The 19643-nt window shown below is 68.5% G+C and carries 20 protein-coding genes and 4 tRNA genes; 13 read left to right on the top strand and 11 right to left on the bottom strand.

What is annotated here, in order from left to right; translation table 11 throughout:
* Nucleotides 1-11: 11 nt before the first annotated feature.
* Genes hemE through hemQ form a run of 3 tightly spaced genes read left to right on the top strand, consistent with a single transcriptional unit; the run spans nt 12 to nt 3163 of the window.
* On the top strand, nt 12-1052 hold the full coding sequence (gene hemE, locus LX13_RS21470; RefSeq protein ID WP_253663335.1) for a uroporphyrinogen decarboxylase: 1041 nt from the start codon (nt 12-14) through the stop codon (nt 1050-1052).
* A gap of 12 nt (nt 1053-1064) precedes the next feature.
* Nucleotides 1065-2471 carry an FAD-dependent oxidoreductase gene (locus tag LX13_RS21465; protein WP_253663334.1) on the top strand — a complete coding sequence of 469 codons (1407 nt, stop codon included), beginning with the start codon at nt 1065-1067 and terminating at the stop codon, nt 2469-2471.
* Nucleotides 2468-3163 carry a hydrogen peroxide-dependent heme synthase gene (gene hemQ, locus LX13_RS21460; protein WP_253663333.1) on the top strand — a complete coding sequence of 232 codons (696 nt, stop codon included), beginning with the start codon at nt 2468-2470 and terminating at the stop codon, nt 3161-3163. The genes LX13_RS21465 and hemQ overlap by 4 nt, the downstream gene beginning before the upstream one ends.
* A 9-nt stretch (nt 3164-3172) precedes the next feature.
* On the opposite strand, the gene msrB is transcribed toward hemQ, so the two are convergent.
* Genes msrB through LX13_RS21440 form a run of 4 tightly spaced genes read right to left on the bottom strand, consistent with a single transcriptional unit; the run spans nt 3173 to nt 7184 of the window.
* Nucleotides 3173-3595: a peptide-methionine (R)-S-oxide reductase MsrB gene (gene msrB, locus LX13_RS21455; protein WP_253663332.1), complete on the bottom strand. Its 423-nt coding sequence runs from the start codon at nt 3593-3595 to the stop codon at nt 3173-3175.
* Nucleotides 3592-4785, bottom strand: a complete 1194-nt coding sequence (locus LX13_RS21450) for a glycosyltransferase family 87 protein (RefSeq protein WP_253663331.1) — start codon at nt 4783-4785, stop codon at nt 3592-3594. Before LX13_RS21450 ends, msrB begins: the two co-directional genes overlap by 4 nt.
* Before the next feature lie 51 nt (nt 4786-4836).
* Entirely contained in the window at nt 4837-6411 is a 1575-nt protein-coding gene (locus LX13_RS21445; RefSeq protein ID WP_253663330.1) for an alpha/beta hydrolase, read from the bottom strand.
* 50 nt (nt 6412-6461) lie between these two features.
* A complete protein-coding gene (locus LX13_RS21440; RefSeq protein ID WP_253663329.1) occupies nt 6462-7184 on the bottom strand; it encodes a pyrimidine reductase family protein in 723 nt (240 codons plus the stop codon).
* A gap of 34 nt (nt 7185-7218) precedes the next feature.
* Here LX13_RS21440 and zapE point away from each other — a divergent pair, with 34 nt between their 5' ends.
* On the top strand, nt 7219-8232 hold the full coding sequence (gene zapE / locus LX13_RS21435) for a cell division protein ZapE (RefSeq protein WP_253663328.1): 1014 nt from the start codon (nt 7219-7221) through the stop codon (nt 8230-8232).
* Here zapE and LX13_RS21430 read toward each other — a convergent pair.
* Nucleotides 8229-8777, bottom strand: a complete 549-nt coding sequence (locus LX13_RS21430; protein ID WP_308214777.1) for a GNAT family N-acetyltransferase — start codon at nt 8775-8777, stop codon at nt 8229-8231. The two genes, zapE and LX13_RS21430, sit on opposite strands and share 4 nt — an antisense overlap.
* Before the next feature lie 145 nt (nt 8778-8922).
* On the opposite strand from LX13_RS21430, the gene LX13_RS21425 reads away from it, so the two are divergent.
* Nucleotides 8923-9384 (top strand): hypothetical protein, encoded by a 462-nt coding sequence (locus LX13_RS21425; protein ID WP_253663327.1) that lies wholly within the window; start codon nt 8923-8925, stop codon nt 9382-9384.
* 18 nt (nt 9385-9402) lie between these two features.
* Here LX13_RS21425 and LX13_RS21420 read toward each other — a convergent pair whose 3' ends face one another.
* From LX13_RS21420 to LX13_RS21410, 3 genes are read right to left on the bottom strand one after another with little or no spacing between them, the layout of a single operon-like run.
* Complete coding sequence (locus LX13_RS21420; protein WP_253663326.1) at nt 9403-10554, bottom strand: GTP-binding protein; 1152 nt, start codon at nt 10552-10554, stop codon at nt 9403-9405.
* Nucleotides 10555-10611: 57 nt separating this feature from the next.
* The gene (locus LX13_RS21415) at nt 10612-11124 is read right to left on the bottom strand and encodes a protein-tyrosine phosphatase family protein (RefSeq protein WP_253663325.1); all 513 of its coding nucleotides are present in this window, start codon (nt 11122-11124) and stop codon (nt 10612-10614) included.
* Nucleotides 11121-11999 (bottom strand): LysR family transcriptional regulator, encoded by an 879-nt coding sequence (locus LX13_RS21410; RefSeq protein WP_301301534.1) that lies wholly within the window; start codon nt 11997-11999, stop codon nt 11121-11123. The genes LX13_RS21415 and LX13_RS21410 overlap by 4 nt, the downstream gene beginning before the upstream one ends.
* Before the next feature lie 82 nt (nt 12000-12081).
* Here LX13_RS21410 and LX13_RS21400 point away from each other — a divergent pair, with 82 nt between their 5' ends.
* Entirely contained in the window at nt 12082-12915 is an 834-nt protein-coding gene (locus LX13_RS21400; protein WP_253663324.1) for an alpha/beta fold hydrolase, read from the top strand.
* Nucleotides 12916-12960: 45 nt separating this feature from the next.
* On the opposite strand, the gene LX13_RS21395 is transcribed toward LX13_RS21400, so the two are convergent.
* The 3 genes from LX13_RS21395 to LX13_RS21385 all read right to left on the bottom strand — a co-directional run bounded on the left by LX13_RS21395 (nt 12961) and on the right by LX13_RS21385 (nt 13225).
* Nucleotides 12961-13035, bottom strand: a tRNA-Val gene (locus tag LX13_RS21395).
* Between the two features lie 25 nt (nt 13036-13060).
* Nucleotides 13061-13134: transfer RNA gene (locus LX13_RS21390), tRNA-Cys, on the bottom strand.
* 18 nt (nt 13135-13152) lie between these two features.
* Nucleotides 13153-13225 (bottom strand) — tRNA-Gly (locus LX13_RS21385).
* Between the two features lie 234 nt (nt 13226-13459).
* On the opposite strand from LX13_RS21385, the gene LX13_RS21380 reads away from it, so the two are divergent.
* The 7 genes from LX13_RS21380 to LX13_RS21350 all read left to right on the top strand — a co-directional run bounded on the left by LX13_RS21380 (nt 13460) and on the right by LX13_RS21350 (nt 19633).
* Nucleotides 13460-13531, top strand: a tRNA-Val gene (locus tag LX13_RS21380).
* A gap of 121 nt (nt 13532-13652) precedes the next feature.
* Nucleotides 13653-14117, top strand: coding sequence for a TIGR02611 family protein (locus LX13_RS21375; protein ID WP_253663323.1), 465 nt, complete (start codon nt 13653-13655; stop codon nt 14115-14117).
* Nucleotides 14118-14262: 145 nt separating this feature from the next.
* Entirely contained in the window at nt 14263-16347 is a 2085-nt protein-coding gene (gene thrS / locus LX13_RS21370) for a threonine--tRNA ligase (protein ID WP_253663322.1), read from the top strand.
* Nucleotides 16344-16901 (top strand): ATP adenylyltransferase, encoded by a 558-nt coding sequence (locus tag LX13_RS21365; protein ID WP_253663321.1) that lies wholly within the window; start codon nt 16344-16346, stop codon nt 16899-16901. The genes thrS and LX13_RS21365 overlap by 4 nt, the downstream gene beginning before the upstream one ends.
* Nucleotide 16902: 1 nt before the next feature.
* A complete protein-coding gene (pgsA, locus tag LX13_RS21360; RefSeq protein WP_253663320.1) occupies nt 16903-17604 on the top strand; it encodes a phosphatidylinositol phosphate synthase in 702 nt (233 codons plus the stop codon).
* Entirely contained in the window at nt 17601-18512 is a 912-nt protein-coding gene (locus tag LX13_RS21355; RefSeq protein WP_253663319.1) for a phosphatidylinositol mannoside acyltransferase, read from the top strand. Before pgsA ends, LX13_RS21355 begins: the two co-directional genes overlap by 4 nt.
* The gene (locus tag LX13_RS21350) at nt 18509-19633 is read left to right on the top strand and encodes a glycosyltransferase family 4 protein (protein ID WP_253663318.1); all 1125 of its coding nucleotides are present in this window, start codon (nt 18509-18511) and stop codon (nt 19631-19633) included. The genes LX13_RS21355 and LX13_RS21350 overlap by 4 nt, the downstream gene beginning before the upstream one ends.
* The last annotated feature ends 10 nt before the right edge of the window (nt 19634-19643 follow it).

The raw sequence follows: 19643 nt of genomic DNA, 5'->3' as shown, positions 1-19643 counted from the left end.
TTGAGACCGTGATGACCCAGCTCCGGAAGCCGTTGATCGCCGCCGCCACCGGAGAGCGACCCAGCCGTCGCCCCGTGTGGTTCATGAGGCAGGCGGGACGATCGTTGCCCGAGTACCGGGCGCTGCGGTCCGGTCGCGGGATGTTGGAGTCCTGCTTCGACCCCGACATGGTCGCCGAGATCACGATGCAGCCGGTCCGCAGGCACGACGTGGACGCGGCCATCCTGTTCTCCGACATCGTCGTGCCGCTCAAGGCCGCCGGCATCGACCTCGACATCGTGACCGGCACCGGCCCGGTCATCGCCTCGCCGGTCCGTGACCGCGCCGCAGTCCGTGCGCTTCCGCGCCTCGTCCCCGAGGCGGTGGGGTCCATCGGCCATGCGATCGGCGCGATCCGCGAGCAGCTCGACGACGCCACGGCCCTCATCGGCTTCGCCGGTGCGCCCTTCACGCTCGCCTCGTATCTCGTCGAAGGCGGGCCGAGCCGCAACTACGAGCGCACCAAGGCACTGATGCACGGCGATCCCGACACCTGGCACGAGCTGGTCGGCGCCCTGGCCGACATCACCATCACCTTCCTGCGCGTGCAGCTCGAGGCCGGCGTCGACGCGGTGCAGCTGTTCGATTCCTGGGCGGGGATGTTGTCGCTGGCCGACTACGAGCACTTCGTGGCCCCGCACAGCAGGCGGGTGCTGGCCGAGGTCGCCGACTTCGGCCGCCCGCGCATCCACTTCGGGGTCGGGACGGGTGAGCTGCTGCACGCCATGGGTGACGTCGGTGCCGATGTGGTCGGCGTCGACTGGCGGATCCCGCTCGACGTGGCCGGTCGCCGTGTCGGCGGGGGCAAGGCACTGCAGGGCAATCTCGATCCCGCGATGCTCGCCGCGTCCTGGGACACCGTCGCGGCGTCGGTGCGCCGCATCGTCGCCGAGGGGGATCGGGCGGTCGCCGCCGGTGCCGGCGGGCACATCTTCAACCTCGGCCACGGCGTCCTGCCCGCGACCGATCCCGACGTCCTGACCAAGATCGTCGAGCTGGTCCACTCACTGTGAGCCCGTCGCGCGATGAGTGAGTCCGAACCGCGGGTGGCGGTGATCGGCGGCGGGGTGTCCGGGCTGGTCGCCGCGCTGCGTCTGCGACAACGTCTGGGGCCGCACGCGGTCATCGACGTCTTCGAGGCGTCGTCGTCGCCCGGCGGGCTGCTCGCGTCGCAACGGGTCGACGGACTGCTCCTCGACTCCGGCGCCGAGTCGTTCATCGTGCGCAGACCGGAGGCCGTCGCGCTCATCGACGAGCTGGGGCTGACCGATCACGTCGTCACGCCCACGACACGTCGGCCCGCGGTGCTGGCCGGTGGGCGCCTGCATCCGCTGCCCCGACCCACCCTCATGGGTGTCCCCGCCGACGTGTCGGCGGTCGACGAGCTGATCATCCCGGCCGATCGGGACCGGATGCGTGGCGAGGCCACCCGCGAGTTGGACTGGTCGTCCGACGGTGACGTCTCGATCGGGGAGTTCGTCGCCGACCGTTTCGGACGCTCGGTCGTCGACCGCAGCGTCGATCCCATGCTGTCGGGGGTCTACTCCAGCCGGTCGGACGACATCGGCCTGCGCGCGGCGTTGCCGCAGTTGGCTGCCCGTCTCGACGCCGGCGCGGACAGCCTCGGCGCCGCGGTCACCTCGCTGCTGCCGCCGTCGTCGTCCGCACCCGTCTTCGGGGCGCTGGACGGGGGATACCGGCTGCTCGTCGATCGGCTTGTCGAGACATCCGGGGCACGTCTACATCTCGACCACCCGATCGGCGCGCTGACCCCGGACGACCACGGCTGGACTGTCGACGAGGTGGCCTACGACGCCGTGATCGTGGCGCTGCCCGCGCCGGCGGCGGCGAACCTGCTCGCGGTCGGTGCGCCCGGCCTCGCCGCGCCACTGGGACGCATCGAGACCGCGAGTTCGGCACTGGTCCTGCTCGCGATCGCCCCCGGCGTCGACCTGCCGGACCATTCGGGGGTACTCGTGGCCACCGGTGAGACGACCACGGCAAAGGCCATCACCCTGTCGTCGCGTAAGTGGTCGCATCTGGCCGGTGGCCCCGGCCTGGTGCGGGCGTCGTTCGGTCGTTTCGGCGATCCCGTGGACGACACACCCGACCGGGCCCTGATCGACGCCGCGATCACCGACCTGGGCACCGTCGTCGAGCTGACCGGCTCCGGACCGGTGTTGACACCGGGCGACGTGATCGACGCGGCCGTCCAACGCTGGCCGGTGGGACTGCCCCGCTACGCCCCGGGCCACCGCGACGTCATCGCGGAGCTGGCCGCGCACCGCCCGTCGGGCCTGGCCCTGTGCGGGTCGGCCTACGACGGGGTCGGTGTACCTGCCTGCATCGCCCGGGCCGGGGTGGCCGTCGGGCAGGTGGTGACCGATCTCGCGTCGGCGGGCGCGAGCGCCGGTGGCACGATGGAACCATGACCCGCCTCGACTACGCCGAACTCAACTCGACGGTCCGCTACCTGATGTTCTCGGTCTTCTCGGTTCGTCCCGGTGAGCTACCGGAACAGCGCGACGAGCTGATCGCCGACACCCGCACGTTCTTCGAGAAGCTCGAGACCACGAACGTGGTCGTCCGTGGCCTCTACGACGTCGCAGGTCTGCGCGCCGACGCGGACTACATGATCTGGTGGCACGCCGAGGACGTCGAGGACCTGCAGCGCGCGTACGCCGACTTCCGGCGCACCACCGCGCTAGGTCGCGCGAGCAACGCCGTGTGGAGCAACGTCGCGCTGCACCGTCCGGCCGAGTTCAACAAGAGTCACCTGCCCGCGTTCATCACGGGCGAGGAGCCCGGGCGCTACATCTGCGTGTACCCGTTCGTCCGGTCCTACGAGTGGTACCTGCTGCCCGACGCCGAACGCCGCACGATGCTGGCCGATCACGGCAAGGCCGCGCGGGAGTACAAGGACGTCCGCGCGAACACGGTCTCGTCGTTCGCCCTGGGCGACTACGAGTGGCTGCTGGCCTTCGAGGCGCCGGAGCTGCACCGGATCGTCGACCTGATGCGCGATCTGCGTGCCACCGAGGCCCGGATGCACGTGCGGGAGGAGACCCCGTTCTTCACCGGGCCGCGGGTCGAGGTCGAGCAGTTGGTGAGCGCGCTGCCCTGACCGGTCCGGTCAGGCCTCTTCGAGGCGCATCGACACCGAGTTGATGCAGTACCGCAGGTCGGTGGGGGTGTCGTAGCCTTCGCCCTCGAAGACGTGTCCGAGGTGGCTGCCGCAGTTCGCGCACAGCACCTCGGTGCGCTTCATGCCCATCGAGCGGTCGACCTTCTCGATGATCGACTCACCGGCGAGCGGGCTGAAGAACGACGGCCACCCGCAGTGCGATTCGAACTTCTGGTCGCTGCGGAAGAGTTCGGCGTCACACGCCCGGCAGCGGTAGACACCGGTGGTGGTGGTGTCGGTGTACTCGCCGACGAACGGCGCCTCGGTGCCCGCCTGCCGCAGCACGCGGTACTCCTCCGGGGTGAGCTTCTCGCGCCACTGCTCGTCGGTCAGTTCGGTACCGGTGTGGCCTGTGTTGGACTCTGTGCTCATACCTCTACGGTAGCGCGATCGCGCCGCAGGTCCAGATGACGGAACAGCAGCACGCAGAACACGACGATCATCAACAGCGACCAGCCCCAGGTCACCTTGTTGTATTCGAGTGCGCGTCCGAATGCCGCCCAGCGCGTGGAGTAGAAGGCGTCGAACGTCATGCAGCCGTACACACCGAGCCATGCGGGCCAGTTGCGCATCACCGAACCGGGACGCACGACGGTCATCAGGAGCGGGAACAGCATCATCGAGTAGTAGCCCTGGCCCAGTCCGAGAACCAGGAACGACGTGCCGAGCAGGACACCCGACGACGTCGCCATCCACAGCAGCTCGTCGGTCTTGCGGTAGTGCTTGTAGAGGAACCACAGGCTGAACACGGCCATCAGCACGAACGCGATGCGCAGCACATAGATCAGCCACGACTGCACCCCGAAATAGGCGCCGTTGCCCGCGATCGAGCTGTTGTAGTAGTCACGCGCCTCGGTCAGATACGGGACGGTCCGCTTGACGAACGACATCGGGTCGACGCTGATCGGCCAGGCCAGAGCGGTCAGCACCAGCGGCACACCGACGGCACCGATGAAGACCTTCCACTGACGGTTCAGCAGCGGCAGCAGGAGCAGCACCGCGAGCACCGGCTTGACCGCGAACGTGATGCCCAGCGGGACACCGGCCCACAGATCGCGTCGGCGAAGCGCGAGCAGCATGAACGCCAGCTCGCCGAGCAGCACGAACGAGTTGAAGTTGGTGAAGATCAGCGTGTGCGCGACCGTCTCGGTGCTGAAGAAGAAGAACAGCACGGCCGGGAACGCGACCGACGACACCGCGAAACCGAAGAGTTTGACCAGCAGCCAGGCCGAGACGACGAGGGCGACGACCGAGACCCCGATGAACAGCCACCGCGCGCGTTCGGGGTCGATGTAGGCGAACGGCGCCATGAGCAGCGTCCCCGACGGCGGGTACAGGTAGTGCGGATCGACGGTGTTGTAGTTCTCGGCGTACACCGGCTGATCGCGCAGGAACCGCAGCGCGGCGTTGTAGACCGGGGTGAAGTCATCGGTCCGGTCGCCGTTGACCCCGAGGATGATCGACCGTTGGATGATCAGGAGTATGGAGATCGGCCACAGCACCACAGACGCTATCCGCGATATGTCCATGGTCGGGAACAGACGTCTGTCGGCAACCGGCACCCGCGAACCGTACTACGGCGTGCGCCCGATCTGCCCGCGGCACCCCGAGGACTAGGACGGGCAGGCGCCGGTGTCCGGCACGGTGCCGGTGTTCGCGTAGCGCCCGACGATGTCGGCCGCGCAGTCGGAGTGGGCGGCGACCGAGTAGCCCAGGCCGTCCCAGGTGACGGTGCTCGAGGTTCCCCTCGCCGCGAGGATGAGTGGTTCGACCGCACCGACGCCGGTGGCGCCGTTGATCGTGTCGGTGCCCCCGTTGAGGACCAGGACGGCGACGTCGAAACCGGTGGGTCGCGGCGCGGCCGGTCCGGCCGGCCACCCGTTGCATCGCAGCAGCGACAGCGCCGTGTCGGCGCCGGTGAGCGGGTACTGCTGGGTCCACGAGGTCACCAGGTCGCCGATCTCGTTCTGGCCCACCGGTTGCGAGGTGTCGTTACAGCGCGACAGCAGTTGTCCGTCACTGCCGCGGATGGCCCGTGCGCGCGCGACCGCTGCGGTCAGCGGGGCGACGTCGCCGGTGATGGCCGACTGCAGCAGTGTCGCGACACGGGTCACGGTCGCGGCACGATCGGAGGTGGTCACCGCCAGCTCGGTGGTGAGCGCGCTGAGCACGTCGGCGTCCGACAGCGTCGCCAACCGCCCCTGGGCGGCCTGCGCGATCAGTCCGGTGATGGCTCGGCGCGGGTCGGACCCCAGCGCGCAGCGCGCAGCGGCGCAGAGGGTGGCGAACTGGGCCAACGCCGCGTCGGTGCCTGCGGCGAGTTGCTGGCCGCGTACCCGGGCGGAGGTGAGATAGGGGGTGGGGGTGTCGAGGACAACGCGTCCGACGCGGTTGCGGTAGAGGCCCGAATAAGCGAGCGCAACATCGGCCCCGGATCCGACACCCAGCAACCCGATCCGATCGACCTTCCAGATGGTGCGGAGTCGTTCGATGTCGCTCGCGGCGTTCGCGGCGGTGAACGCCACCTGGTACGGACTGATCGTCTCCGAGCACCCGTCCGCGGCCTCGGCTGCGGTCGAGATCAGTCGCTGCTGTCGAGATGCGTCACCGCCGGCGATGTCGCTGCTGTCGAAACCGTTGTCCAGCAACGCGTTGCGCTCGCGGACGGTCAGGCAGTCCAACGGCGAGCTCTCACCGATGCCGCGGCGGTCGACGGCGACGATCGGGTGGTCGGACAGCAGGGAGCGGCCCGGAGCGGACGCGAGCAACATCGCGGTCAGCGCCGACGGCATGTCGGTGCCCGAGGTGAGGACCAGCGGAGCGGCCGTGGCGGGGGTCGCGGCGAGGCGCACACGCACGGCTGACACGACGACCGCGTCGATGGTGGCGACGCCGGGGGTGATGCTCGACTGGTAGTCGGCGCAGTCGACCAGCACGCCCGCAGGTACCGCGGGCAGACCGAAGCGGGCGGTGACCGGACTCGCGCACGGCTTCCACGCCAGGTCCGCGTTCGGTGCCGTCAGTTGCGGCGGCGGGGGCGGGCCGGCACTCGAGGCCGGTCCGTTGCCGTCGTTGCCGTTGTCGATGACCAGCGCCGGGCCGGTGTCCGGGCCGACGGCGCATCCGGTGGCCAGCGCCACGACCACCGACAGCGCGCACAGCAGTCGAACCGGCAAGACAGAGCGCATGCCGCGAGCCTAGTGGCTCCGTCGGCGGTGCCGGCGTGGGCGCGTCGGCACTAGGCGCGCACCCACCTCGTGAACAAGTAGCCCTCGTCGTCGGCGAGCACGTGGGCCCGACGCATCTGTCGGGTCGGTGCACCGTCGGGACCATGGGTGATGCGCCCGGCCGAGCCGCCGACGATGGTGGGCCCGATGGTGACGCAGAGGTCGTCGACCAGGTCGGCGGCGTACAGGTTGGCCAGCAGACCCGGCCCGCCCTCGCACAGCACCCGATTGCGGCCGCGGTCGGCCAGTGCGGACAGGACGCGGGGGAGTTCGACCTCGGTCTCGCCGCAGTCGACGAGTGTCGCGCCGACGTCGAGCAGGCGACGGCGATTCTCCTCGGGCGCCGAAGCGCAGGTCATGATCACCGTGGTGGGTGCGGCGACACTGCCCTGCGCGGGATCGATGCTCAGCGACCCCGACACCATGGCCAGCCGTGGCGCGGTGTCGGCATCGGAATCACCGCGGATCGGTCCGTAGTCCTCGCCGATGACGGTTCCCGACCCCACCAGCACCACGTCGCACAGTTCCCGGAGGAGTTCGAAGATCTCGTGGTCGCCGTCGCCGCCGAGGGCACCCGAGACCCCGCCGACCATGGCGGCACCGTCGAGGGAGGTCACCATGTTCGCGACCAGGTGGCACCGCCCGTCGAGGTCCGGGGCCGGCGGGTACGCGTAGAGGTCGGTCAGCGTCGCGCGGTCGACTGTGAGCTGGGTCGCTTTATCCAAGAGGTACACGAGATCATTCTTACGGCCTGGCTACTGTCGGGACATGACGGCACGGTTGAGCGATCGCACTCCCCAGGTGCCGCCCGAGGCACTGGTCGACGAGATGGTTCCGCCATCGATGTTCGACGAGGTCAGCTTCGAGAGCTACATCCCTGATCCGAACGAGCCGAGCCAGGCCGCCGCGGTCGAGGCCGGGCGCGAATTCGTGACCAAGGCACGCAAGGCGCGTGAGGGCAAACGCAGCATGCTCGGCAAGCGCAGCCCCAGCCAGGGCGTCGGCATCTACCTCGACGGCGGCTTCGGTGTGGGCAAGACCCACCTGCTGGCCTCGATCTACCACCTCATGCCCGAGCCGAAGGCGTTCGCGACGTTCGTCGAGGTGACCCATGTCGTCGGGGCACTCGGCTTCACCGCATCGGTCGAGCGGCTGTCGAAACACAGTGTGATCTGCATCGACGAGTTCGAACTCGACGATCCCGGAGACACCATGCTGGTGTCGCGACTGCTGACCGAGCTCACCGCGCAGGGCGTGTCGATCGCGGCCACGTCGAACACCCTGCCGGGACAGCTCGGAGAAGGTCGGTTCGCCGCACAGGACTTCCTGCGCGAGATCCGCAAGCTCTCCGGCGTGTTCGAGACCATCCGGGTCGACGGCCCGGACTACCGCCATCGCGACCTCCCGCCGGCACCCGATCCCGCCTCCGACGAGGACCTGCGCGCGCTCGCCGAGAAGACCGAGGGTGCCACCCTCGACGACTTCGACGAGCTGTGCGCCCACCTCGCCAAGCTGCACCCGTCGAAGTACAAGGCACTTGTCGACGGGGTGACCCTGGTGTGCGTGTCGAACGTGCACCCGGCGTCGGATCAGACCGTCGCGCTGCGGATGGTCGTCCTCGCCGACCGGCTGTACGACGCGGGCATCCCGTTGATGGTCTCCGGGTGCAAGCTCGACGAGATCTTCACCGAGGAGATGTTGGCAGGCGGATACCGCAAGAAGTATCTGCGCGCGACCTCTCGTCTGTTGGCCTTGTCGCGCTTCGCGGAGAAGGCCACCTAGTCCATCGGCCGGAGCATCACGAAGTCGCGCTGCTCGTCTCCGTTGAGCCAGAACGACTTGTGGCCCACCTGGGTGAAGCCCATCTTGGAGTAGAACCTCTGCGCACGTAGGTTCACGTTGCTCACGCCCAACCACGTTGCGACACTGCCGCGTTCACGCGCCGAGATCAGCGCCCGGTCCATCAGTGCGTGCGACGCCCCCGTGCCGTGGGCCTCGGGGAGGACGTACATCTTCGACACCTCCGACACCGGGCTCGCGGTGACCACCGCACACACCTCGGGATCGGTGGGGCCGGTGTGGTCGACAAGCGCGTAACCGACGAGTGCGCCGTCGACGCGCGCCCCGAGGACGTCGTGGTCCGGTGATGCGAGATGGTCGCGGAAACGCGCGGCGGTCAGGTGCCGGGCGATGTGTTCGGCCGTGTCGGCGTCGGTGGTGCCGGGCGGACATGCCAGCGGGAACGTGACCGCGGCGACGGCCGCGAAGTCGTCGGCGAGCTCGGCGTCGGTGTCGATGGTGACGATCAGATCTGCGGGCACGGTCACTGATTCCAGCACACGCGCGGCGGCGACGGCCCAACGGTTCAGCTCACACCGCGTCCGTCGTAGATGTCAACTGCTCTGTCCACAGGAAAGACGCCTGTGGACAACATCTTTGGCGAATCCGCGCCGTCGGCGCACAGTGCTCCGCATGACATCGAACCCCACGTCCTCGCCCGACCCCATCCCGAACATCGCCACGGCCTCGGAGGCCTTTCACACCGGCGACGAACTCCGTGAGCGCTGGCGGGCCCTGATGGGGCCGCTGGGGTTCTCCGAGAGACTGCTGTGGTTCGCCTTCGTCGACACCACCGGGCACATCCTGCCCGCGCTCAACCAACTCCCACTCGACGGACCGCCCGAGCCCTACCTCGCCGACCTGCTGATGTACCGGTTGTCCGACGTGATCGACGGACACGACGTGGTGAGCGTCGCGATGCTCATCACCCGGCCCGGCGCCGACGCGATCACCCCCTGGGATCGGGGCTGGGCCCGGCTGTTCACCACCGCGGCCGACCTCGCCGGCGTGGCGATCGAGCCGATCTTCCGGGCCAACGCCGTGGATCTGGTTCAGGTGAGCGATCCCCGAGCCGACGGCCGGTCGGTCGCCTGACGTGGCACGTGTCCGCGGTCAGTGGCCGTGCGGCATGGGGCCCCAGGCGGGCAGCGGGTCGTCGTACCGCCGCCAGGCGCCCGCGCCCGCGGCGACCTCGTCGTCGGTCAACAGCGCTGGATCGAGCAGGCCTGCGATCGCACTCGGGTCGAGGTGGACGCCGATGAACACGATCTCCTGACCGGGAGTCTCGTCGGGGACGGCCGACCAGAGGGCCGCGGGTTCGATCACCAGATTCGGTCCCGCCTGCGACCAGATCGCCACCACGTCGGCCCGCGACGCCACCCAGCAGAAACCCTTGCTGCGCAGGACGCCCCGCAGTTCGCCGAGCGCCACTGCCAGGCGGGCGGCGTGGAACGGGCGGTCGGCCCGGTAGGTGGTCGACGAGATGCCGTATTCCTCGGTCTCCGGCGTGTGACCGCCCGCGAGTTCGGTCGCCCAGTCGGGATGGTCGGCGGCGAGATCGGGGTCGAAGAGCCCGGTCTCGAGGACCCGGTCCAGCTCGACCACGCCGCCACGGGCGCGGATGATCTGCGCGTGCGGGTTCAGCAGGCGCAGGGTCGCCTCGACGGCGCCGACGACGGTGTCGCTGACCAGATCGATCTTGTTCACGACGAGGACGTCGGCGAACTCGACCTGGTCGACCAACAGGTCGGAGATCGTGCGTTCATCGCCCTCGGCCGCCTGCAGGGATCGGCGCTGCAGGGTGTCGCCCGTGGCGATCTCGCGCAGGATCGTCGACGCGTCGACCAGGGTCACCATGGTGTCGAGTCGCGCGACGTCGCCGAGGCGGGTGCCGTCCTCGAACTCCCAGTCGAAGGTGGCCGCGACGGGCATCGGTTCGGAGATCCCGGTGGACTCGATGATCAGCTGATCGAATCGCCCCTGTGCCGCAAGGGCTCCGACCGATTCGACGAGATCCTCGCGCAGGGTGCAGCAGATGCACCCGTTGGTCAGCTCGACGAGCTTCTCCTCGGTGCGATCGAGTCGGCTCTTGCCGCGAGGGCCGTCGATCAGCGCGGCGTCGATGTTGACCTCGCTCATGTCGTTGACGATGACGGCCACACGGCGTCCCTCTCGGTTCGCCAGCACGTGGTTGAGCAGTGTCGTCTTCCCGGCGCCGAGGAAGCCGGACAGGACCGTGACGGGAAGGAGAGGGGTTGCGGTCATCGCTAGATGATAACCATTGTCATTAAGCGGCGGCTTCTCGAGGCCGCTCCGATGGCCTCAGTCGATGAACCGGCTCTCGACCAGGCGACGTTGCGGGCCGGACTGTAGGAACTGCCGGTGGCTCTTGCGGGTACCCGATCGCAGCTCGTCGATGCGGTCCAGGGTGCTCTGAAGGTCGAGCCCCTGTGCGCCGAGCCAACACGCGACGACAGTGCTGGTCCGCCCCACGCCTCCCCAGCAGTGCACGTAGACCCGTCCGTCACGGGCGATCTCGTCATCGATGTACGCGAGGATCGCGTCGTAGCCGGCATTGTCGATCACCCCGAGATCCGGGATCGGGAAAGACCAGTGGGCGATGGTGTCGGGCAGGTGCTCGGCGTAGGGGAGCAGGGGATCGTCGCGCGTCGTCAGGTCGACGATCGCGGTGACCCCGGCGTCGGACAGCAGATCGATCTTGGCGCGCGCGGCGTCGGATCGCTTGTCGCCGGGGTACTCACCGGCGAGAAGGTCCGGTGTGACCCACCACGCATGTAGTTGCCGGTCATGTGGCCACGTCGGGTGGGTGGTCATCGGTTCTCCTCGTCGTTGATGGCAGCGGCGATACGGGCGCCGAGGTCGGTTCGATCCCGTCGCACGACCACCGATTTGGCGATCGTCATGGATTCATCGCAGCGCACGAACTCGATACCGAGAGCGGTGGTGTTGAGCTGCCGGGCGTGGGCCGCGAAGAACACGCTCCAGGCATGGGTGACGGTGGTCAGCGCGCTGAGCGGATCGGCGCCGGGGGACAGCACCTGCAGGCGCGGCTCGATCCCCGCCCGTCGACACGACGCGATCGTGGTGGTGCACACGGGTTCACCGATCGCGTCGACGGTGAAGACGAGCGGATGCTCGGCGAGATCAGCGAGACGTACTCGATCGACGGATATCGCAGGATGGCCTGTCGCGACCACCACGAGAAGCTCATCGGCGGGTAGCGCGTAGCTGACGAGGTCTGAGTGCGTGGGGTGTGTGCGGACGATGGCCGCGTCCAGTTCTCCGTCGACGACCTTCTGCTCGCGGTCGGGGCTGGGGACGCCGATCACCTCGACGGGTGCGGGCAACACTCTCGGCGGCACGGCACTGATCGCTGCGGTGACGAGTGCACCCAGTCCGGTCGGCACGCCGATTCGCGTCGGTCCTGTCGGGCTGGACGGCGACAGTGCGCTCCGAGCGGCACGCTCGGTGTCGAGCATCGACCGGGCGAACGGTTCGAACTGTCTGCCGGTGACGGTGAGCTGCACTGTTCGGCGCTTCCGGTCGAACAGGTCGGTGCCGAGCTCGCGTTCGAGGCGGGAGATCTGTTGGCTCACCGCGGATTGCACGATGGACAACGACGCGGCGGCACCGGTGAAACTCCCGGTGTCGATCACCGCGATGAAGTACCGCACCTGCCTGAGTTCCATGCGCCCACCCATCAGTTCTCGTGATGAGACTAGTCGCGAAGTGCTCGTTGTTCGTGCGGCTGCGCGACGGTGTGCTGATCACATGCCTCTCATCGACATGGATCACACCGTCCTTCACTACACCGATCGACCCGCTGACACATCTGTCGAGCGTGGGGTCGACATCGTCCTGCTGCACAGCTTCGGTACGACCGCCCGTGTGTGGGAACCGATGCTCGCGATGCTCGATCGTCGTCACCGCGTCGTCGCGCTGGACGCACGCAACCACGGTCGATCAGGCGCCTCGACCTCGAGTTCACTGAACGACAACGTGTCCGACGTGACCGCCGTGATCGGTCGGTTGTCGCTCGATCGTCCTGTCATCGTGGGTAGTTCGGTCGGAGCCCTCGTCGCCGTCGCGGTGGCTGCGCGGGCCCCGGAGTCGGTGCGCGCCGTGGTCTCGGTCGGTGGCGCCTCGCACGCGCCGGTCACCGTCCCCGAGCTCGCCGCCGCGATGACCGCGATGGTCGAGGGGCTGCGCACCGATCCGGAATCGACGATCAAGGCTGTCACGCCCGGGTGGTTCGGCCCGCTCGTCGGACCGCGTGTCCATGACTGGGTCGCCGAGCAGATGCGGGAGATGCGCGCCGAGGCGATCGCGATCGCCGACGACGCGCTGATCGCGGATCCTCGCGCAACTCTCGCCGCACTGCCGGTTCCGGTCCATCATCTACACGGGGCGCTCGACCCCATCCCGGCCGCGATCGCCCGTGAAAGCGCGGAACTGTCGCCTCTGGCGACCATCACCGTGCTCGAGCGGGTCGCGCACATGCCGCACATCGAGATGCCGGGGTGGTTCGCCGGGTGGTTGGGGGATGTCGTGGGCGCCGCCGACGATGACCATCGTCTGGGCTCATCGCGGTGGGCGCGGCCCTGACAACAAGAAAGGCACCCGAGTCGGGTGCCTGACCTGCGTGAAACGTGGTGCGCGATACTGGGATTGAACCAGTGACCTCTTCCGTGTCAGGGAAGCGCTCTCCCACTGAGCTAATCGCGCGGGTATGTAGTTGGAAAACACTGCGTGGAGGCGGCGACGGGAATCGAACCCGTGTGCACGGCTTTGCAGGCCGTTGCCTCACCACTCGGCCACACCGCCACGGTGACATCTTCTCCGAGCGGACGACGGGATTCGAACCCGCGACCCCAACCTTGGCAAGGTTGTGCGCTACCAGCTGCGCCACGTCCGCGTGCCCCGCGCTGCCGTAAACGGCTTCGCGGTGCGCTGTGAAACATTATCCGAATCCAGGGCTACGCAACAAATCCGCAGGTCACAAGCGAAGCTGAGGTGAAAGTCCGGTGAATCCGGGAGTTCCGGCACATCGATCGTGCTCCCAGGTGTGGCCCGGGTGGCGATTTGGGGCGGGGGTGCACCCGCGTGATAAAGTTCAGCGGTCGTCGGCGCGTTGGTATTTCGCCGCAACGGTCCCGTGGCTCAGTGGAAGAGCGTCCCGTTCACACCGGGAAGGTCGCTGGTTCGATCCCAGCCGGGACCACCCCCTCGCATCGCGAGTTCCATCTTCCGATCGATTCCTGCCGGAGACCGGTGACCGTAGGGTTGAACCCGACATATCCGCCGCACACGCGGATCGGCACCGAGTGAGGACCACGCCAGCGATGACCGACCAATCGGAGTCCACCGCCCGCCCCGATGCCGACGCACCGTCCGACGATCCCGGCGGTCTGCTGCCCGACGCGCTGCAGCGTCGGCGGGACAAGATCGCCGAGAAGCCCACGCTCAACCTGGTCTACCGGATCGGCGTCGGCGTCATCGGCGCCGCGGTCCTCGTCGTCGGCATCATCGCGATCCCGTACCCGGGCCCCGGCTGGCTGATCGTCTTCGCCGGCCTCGGCATCCTCGCGACCGAGTTCTCCTGGGCGCACCGACTGCTGATCTTCGCCCGCGCCAAGTACGACGCGTTCGCCGACTGGCTCAAGAAGCAACACTGGTCCGTCCAGCTGCTCTTCGGCGTGTTCACCTTCGCGATCGTGCTCGCGACCCTGTGGATCCTCGGTGCCCTGAAGCTCGCCGGGGGTTGGGTCGGCCTCGAATGGAGCTGGCTCCAGAGCCCGATCTTCTGATCGTCGGGACCGCACCGGGGTCGACGCGCGCGAAAAGCCGTGGCCGGGGCCGATACGATCATGGGGTTGATTGCCGCGGCCGGTCGCCGTGGTGGTCGATTTTGTCTGTGATCACCGAGGTCACCACATCTGAGGAGCTGACACCGTGCCCGAGAATTCCGTAGTCGCCAGTCCAGCCACGATTCGTGTGCCGGCCGGGACCACGGCGGGCACCGCGCTCCGCGAGGCCGGCGCCGAGAACAAGGGGCCGGGCGCGGTCGTGGTCGTCCGCGATCCCGAGGGCGCCCTGCGCGATCTCTCGTGGACCCCGGACGTCGACGTCGACGTCGAACCGGTCATCGCGGCCAGCGATGCGGGCCGCAGCGTCATCCGGCACTCGGCGGCGCATGTGCTGGCCCAGGCCGTCCAGGAACTGTTCCCCGACGCCAAGCTCGGCATCGGGCCGCCGATCACCGACGGCTTCTACTACGACTTCGACGTCGCCGACCCGTTCACCCCGGACGACCTCGTGGCGCTCGAGAAGAAGATGAAGCAGATCATCAAGTCGGGTCAGCGGTTCTCCCGACGGGTCTACGACTCTCTCGACGCGGCGAAGGCCGAACTGGCGGACGAGCCGTACAAGCTCGAACTCGTCGACGACAAGGGCTCGGCCGACGACCCCGAGGTGATGGAGGTCGGCGGCGGTGAACTCACCGCGTACGACAACCTCAATCCCCGTACCGGCGAACTGATCTGGTGCGATCTGTGCCGCGGGCCGCACGTCCCGACCACCAAGTACATCGCCGCGTTCAAGATCACCCGCAGCTCCGCCGCCTACTGGCGCGGCGACCAGGCCAACGCAGGCCTGCAGCGCATCTACGGAACGGCGTGGGAGTCCAGCGAGGCGCAGGATGCCTACCTCGAGCTGCTCGCCGAGGCTGAGCGTCGCGACCATCGTCGTCTCGGCGTCGAACTGGACCTGTTCAGCTTCCCCGACGAACTCGGCTCGGGACTGCCGGTGTTCCACCCCAAGGGCGGGATCATCCGCAAGGAGCTCGAGGACTACTCGCGGGCCCGTCACTCCGCCGCCGGCTATGAGTTCGTCAACACCCCGCACATCACCAAGGGACACCTGTTCGAGGTCTCCGGTCACCTGGACTGGTACCGCGACGGCATGTTCCCGGCGATGCACGTCGACGAGGAACTCAACGACGACGGCACGATCCGCAAGCCCGGCCAGGACTACTTCCTCAAGCCGATGAACTGCCCGATGCACAACCTGATCTTCCGGGCGCGTGGGCGTTCCTACCGCGAACTGCCCCTGCGGCTCTTCGAGTTCGGGTCGGTCTACCGGTACGAGAAGTCCGGCGTCATCCACGGGCTGACCCGCGTCCGCGGGATGACCCAGGACGACGCGCACATCTACTGCACCCGCGACCAGATGGCGGGGGAGCTGACCTCGCTGCTCACCTTCGTCCTCGACCTGCTCAAGGACTACGGACTCGACGACTTCTACCTGGAGCTGTCGACCCGCAACCCGGAGAAGTCGGTCGGCTCCGACGAGGTCTGGGAGGAGGCGACCGCGACGCTCGCTGCGGTCGCGGCCGACTCGGGTCTGACCCTCGTGCCCGACCCCGGGGGCGCGGCCTTCTACGGCCCGAAGATCTCGGTGCAGGTCAAGGACGCCCTGGGGCGCTACTGGCAGATGTCGACGATCCAGCTCGACTTCAACCTGCCCGACCGCTTCGAGCTCGAGTACACCGGCAACGACGGCGCCAAGCACCGGCCGGTGATGATCCACCGCGCACTGTTCGGATCGATCGAGCGCTTCTTCGGAGTCCTCACCGAGCACTACGCCGGCGCGTTCCCGGCCTGGCTGTCCCCGGTTCAGGTGGTCGGCATCCCGGTGGCCGAGGACTACGCCGCGCATCTGCAGGGCGTGGTCGGGAAGCTGCGCGCCGCCGGTATCCGCGCGGAGGTGGACCACTCCGAGGACCGCATGCAGAAGAAGATCCGCAACCACACGACCGGTAAGGTCCCGTTCATGATGCTCGCCGGCGACCGCGATCTGCAGGCCGACGCCGTCAGTTTCCGCTTCCGCGACGGCACCCAGGTCAACGGTGTTCCGGTCGATCAGGCGGTCGCCGCGGTGTCGGACTGGGTGTCGGCACGACGCAACGAGTCGCCGAGCGCGGAGTACTTCGCGCACCTCGCCGACACCGCGACCACGAGCGGCGCCGGAGCACAGTGACCGAGGAGCAGATCCGCGACAGCGGCGCCGGCGAACCCGACCGGCTGTCGCGTCTGTGGAGTCCGCACCGGATGTCCTACATCACCTCCGCGGTCAAGGGATCCGACTCCGGGTCGGCGGCGTCGAGCCACCCGTTCCTCGACATACCACGGCTGTCCGACGAGGACGGTCTGGTCGTTGCGCGCGGGGAGTCGGTGTACGCGGTGCTCAACCTCTACCCCTACAACCCGGGTCATTCGATGATCGTGCCGTATCGGCAGGTGGCCGACCTCGAGGATCTGACACCGGCCGAGAGCGCCGAGTTGATGGCCTTCACCCAGAAGTTGATCCGGGCCATCAAGACGGTGTCACGACCGCACGCGTTCAACGTGGGGCTGAACCTCGGGACCGCGGCCGGCGGGTCGCTGGCCGAGCACCTGCACCAACATGTCGTCCCGCGGTGGGGCGGCGACGCCAACTTCATCACGGTGATCAGTGAGACGAAGGTGATGCCGCAGTTGCTGCGCGACACCCGCTCGTTGCTCGCCGACGCCTGGACGGCACTCGGGGACTGACATGGCACGCTTTCTGAGCATCACCGGCCGGGCAGGCATGAGCAAGATCACCGTGCCCATCGCCCGCAGCCTCCTCAAGGTCGGTCTGACCCCGGACGCCATGACGATCATCGGCACCGTGGCGTCGGTCGCGGCTGCGGTCACCCTGTTCCCGATGGGTTACCTGCTGGCCGGTGCGCTGGTCATCTGGCTGTTCGTCATGTTCGACATGATCGACGGCGCCATGGCCCGCGCCCGCGGCGGCGGAACGCGCTTCGGAGCCGTCCTCGACGCCACCTGCGATCGCATCGCCGACGGCGCCATCTTCGCCGGACTCGGCTGGTGGGCCGTCGTGCACGAGGAGCACACGATCCTGTTCATCGGGTTGATGATCTGCCTGGTGACCTCGCAGGTGATCTCCTACGCCAAGGCCAGGGCCGAGGCGAGCGGTCTGAACGGCAACGGCGGGCTGATCGAGCGGCCCGAACGGCTCATCATCATCCTGGTCGGCGCCGGACTCAGTCAGCTCGCGATGCCGTGGCTCGTCCACGTCGCGGTGTGGGCCCTCGCCGCGGGCAGCATCGTCACCGTCGGCCAACGCATGCTCTCCATCTCGAACTCCCCGGGTGCCCGCGACCTGCTGCCGATCGAGGACAAGTCGGAGCAGACCGCCACCGGGCAGCCCACCACCGAGCAGACCACCGAATCCGAGCCGCCCAGGTGAGTCTCGGCGGACGGGTGGCCGATTGGGGTTACGGCGCGGGGTGGTCGCTGGTACGCCGACTCCCCGAGCGGACCGCGCGGCGCGCGTTCGACGCCGTCGGGTCGCGGGTCGGCTCACGCGGCGGACCGGACCAGCTGCGACGCAACCTCTCCCGAGTGTTGGGCGTTGCGCCCGAGGACGTCCCGGCCGACCTCATGCGCGATGCCATGCGGTCCTACGCCCGGTACTGGTGCGAGGCGTTCCGTCTTCCCGCCATGGACTTCGCCACCGCGGCGTCCCGGGTGTACGTCGCGCCACCGGATCTGGCGAACTTCGAGACCGCCTACGCCAAGGGCAAAGGCGTGGTGTTCGCGTTGCCGCACAGCGGCAACTGGGACATGGCCGGCGTGTGGCTCGTCCAGCGGACCGGACAGTTCGCGACGGTCGCCGAACGACTCGAGCCCGAGTCGCTGTTCCGCAAGTTCGTCGACTTCCGTGAGAGCCTGGGCTTCGAGATCTTCCCGCTCTCCGGAGGCGAACGCCCACCCTATGAGCAACTGGCGCAACGCCTCCGCGACGGCGGTGTCGTCTGCCTGCTCGGTGAGCGGGACCTCGCGAAGCACGGCGTCCCGGTGGAATTCTTCGGCGAGCCGACCCGCATGCCCGCGGGCGCGGCCAAACTGGCCATCGACACCGGCGCCGCATTGATGCCGGTGCACCACTTCTTCACCGACGGCGCCGACTCGCAGATCCTGTGCGACCCGCCGATCGACGTCTCGGACGGCATCGGACCGGCCACGCAGGCCGTGGCCGACGCCTTCGCCCGCAACATCTTCGCGCACCCGCAGGACTGGCACATGCTCCAGCCGCTGTGGGAGGCGGACTGGTCCGACGAACGACGCGCACGCATCGAGAGTCCCGGCCGATGAAGATCGGGATGATCTGTCCGTACTCCTTCGACACCCCGGGCGGTGTGCAGGCCCACGTGGTCGAACTCGCGCAGGTGTTCATCGAGCGCGGACACACGGTGAGCGTCCTCGCGCCCGCGAGCGACGACACCACGTTGCCGGACTACGTAGTCTCGGTGGGGCCGGCGTTGGCCGTGCCCTACAACGGGTCCATCTCCCGGGTGAACTTCGGGCCGAAGGCCTACGCCCGGATCCGGGAATGGTTGCGCGACGGCGAGTTCGACGTGCTGCACGTCCACGAACCGAACGCCCCGAGCATCTCCATGCTGTCGTTGATGGTGGCCCAGGGGCCGATCGTGGCGACCTTTCACACCTCGACCACGAGGTCCTGGTGGCTCAGCACGTTCCAGGGCATCCTGCGTCCGTACCACGAGCGCATCGTCGGCAAGATCGCCGTCTCCGAGCTGGCCCGCCGCTGGCAGATGGAATCACTGGGGTCGGATGCGGTCGAGATCCCCAACGGCATCCACGTCGCCGCCTTCGCCGAGGCGACGCCGCTCGAGGGGTTCCCTCGCGAGGGACGGACGGTGCTGTTCCTCGGCCGGTACGACGAGCCGCGCAAGGGCATCGACGTGCTGATGCGCGCGCTGCCCGCGATCGTCTCCCGGTTCCCCGACGTCACCGTCCTCGTCGTCGGCGGCGGCAACGAGCGCGCGCTGCGCCGTCGCGCGGGCACGCTGGCCGATCACCTCGTCATCCTCGGACAGGTCGACGACGCGACGAAGGCTCGCGCGCTGGCGTCGGCAGACGTCTACTGCGCGCCCAACCTGGGCGGCGAGAGTTTCGGGATCGTGCTCGTGGAGGCCATGGCCGCGGGTGCTGCCGTCGTCGCCAGCGAACTCGACGCGTTCCGTCGGGTCCTCGACGACGGCCGATCGGGACGACTGGTGACCACCGGCAACGGGCAGGCCCTCGCCGCGGGCGTCATCGACCTCCTCGGCGACGACGCCGCCCGCGCCGAGCTGACCGCCCGCGCGTTCGACCGCGCCCAGCGCTACGACTGGTCGCGTATCGCCGACCAGATCCTGCAGGTCTACGAGACCGTCACCGTGGGCGCCGACCCCGTGTTCGTCAGTGACTGACCCGCAACCG

This window comes from Williamsia maris, from assembly GCF_024171815.1.
Classification (GTDB): Bacteria; Actinomycetota; Actinomycetes; order Mycobacteriales; family Mycobacteriaceae; genus Williamsia_A; species Williamsia_A maris.
This window is presented reverse-complemented; position numbering and strand designations above follow the sequence as displayed.

Coding starts and splice junctions, on each gene's coding strand:
- hemE (WP_253663335.1), top strand. CDS start 12: ATGACCCAGCTCCGGAAGCCGTTGATCGCCGCCGCCACCGGAGAGCGA.
- LX13_RS21465 (WP_253663334.1), top strand. CDS start 1,065: ATGAGTGAGTCCGAACCGCGGGTGGCGGTGATCGGCGGCGGGGTGTCC.
- hemQ (WP_253663333.1), top strand. CDS start 2,468: ATGACCCGCCTCGACTACGCCGAACTCAACTCGACGGTCCGCTACCTG.
- msrB (WP_253663332.1), bottom strand. CDS start 3,595: ATGAGCACAGAGTCCAACACAGGCCACACCGGTACCGAACTGACCGAC.
- LX13_RS21445 (WP_253663330.1), bottom strand. CDS start 6,411: ATGCGCTCTGTCTTGCCGGTTCGACTGCTGTGCGCGCTGTCGGTGGTC.
- zapE (WP_253663328.1), top strand. CDS start 7,219: ATGACGGCACGGTTGAGCGATCGCACTCCCCAGGTGCCGCCCGAGGCA.
- LX13_RS21425 (WP_253663327.1), top strand. CDS start 8,923: ATGACATCGAACCCCACGTCCTCGCCCGACCCCATCCCGAACATCGCC.
- LX13_RS21420 (WP_253663326.1), bottom strand. CDS start 10,554: ATGACCGCAACCCCTCTCCTTCCCGTCACGGTCCTGTCCGGCTTCCTC.
- LX13_RS21415 (WP_253663325.1), bottom strand. CDS start 11,124: ATGACCACCCACCCGACGTGGCCACATGACCGGCAACTACATGCGTGG.
- LX13_RS21410 (WP_301301534.1), bottom strand. CDS start 11,999: ATGGAACTCAGGCAGGTGCGGTACTTCATCGCGGTGATCGACACCGGG.
- LX13_RS21400 (WP_253663324.1), top strand. CDS start 12,082: ATGCCTCTCATCGACATGGATCACACCGTCCTTCACTACACCGATCGA.
- LX13_RS21375 (WP_253663323.1), top strand. CDS start 13,653: ATGACCGACCAATCGGAGTCCACCGCCCGCCCCGATGCCGACGCACCG.
- pgsA (WP_253663320.1), top strand. CDS start 16,903: ATGGCACGCTTTCTGAGCATCACCGGCCGGGCAGGCATGAGCAAGATC.
- LX13_RS21350 (WP_253663318.1), top strand. CDS start 18,509: ATGAAGATCGGGATGATCTGTCCGTACTCCTTCGACACCCCGGGCGGT.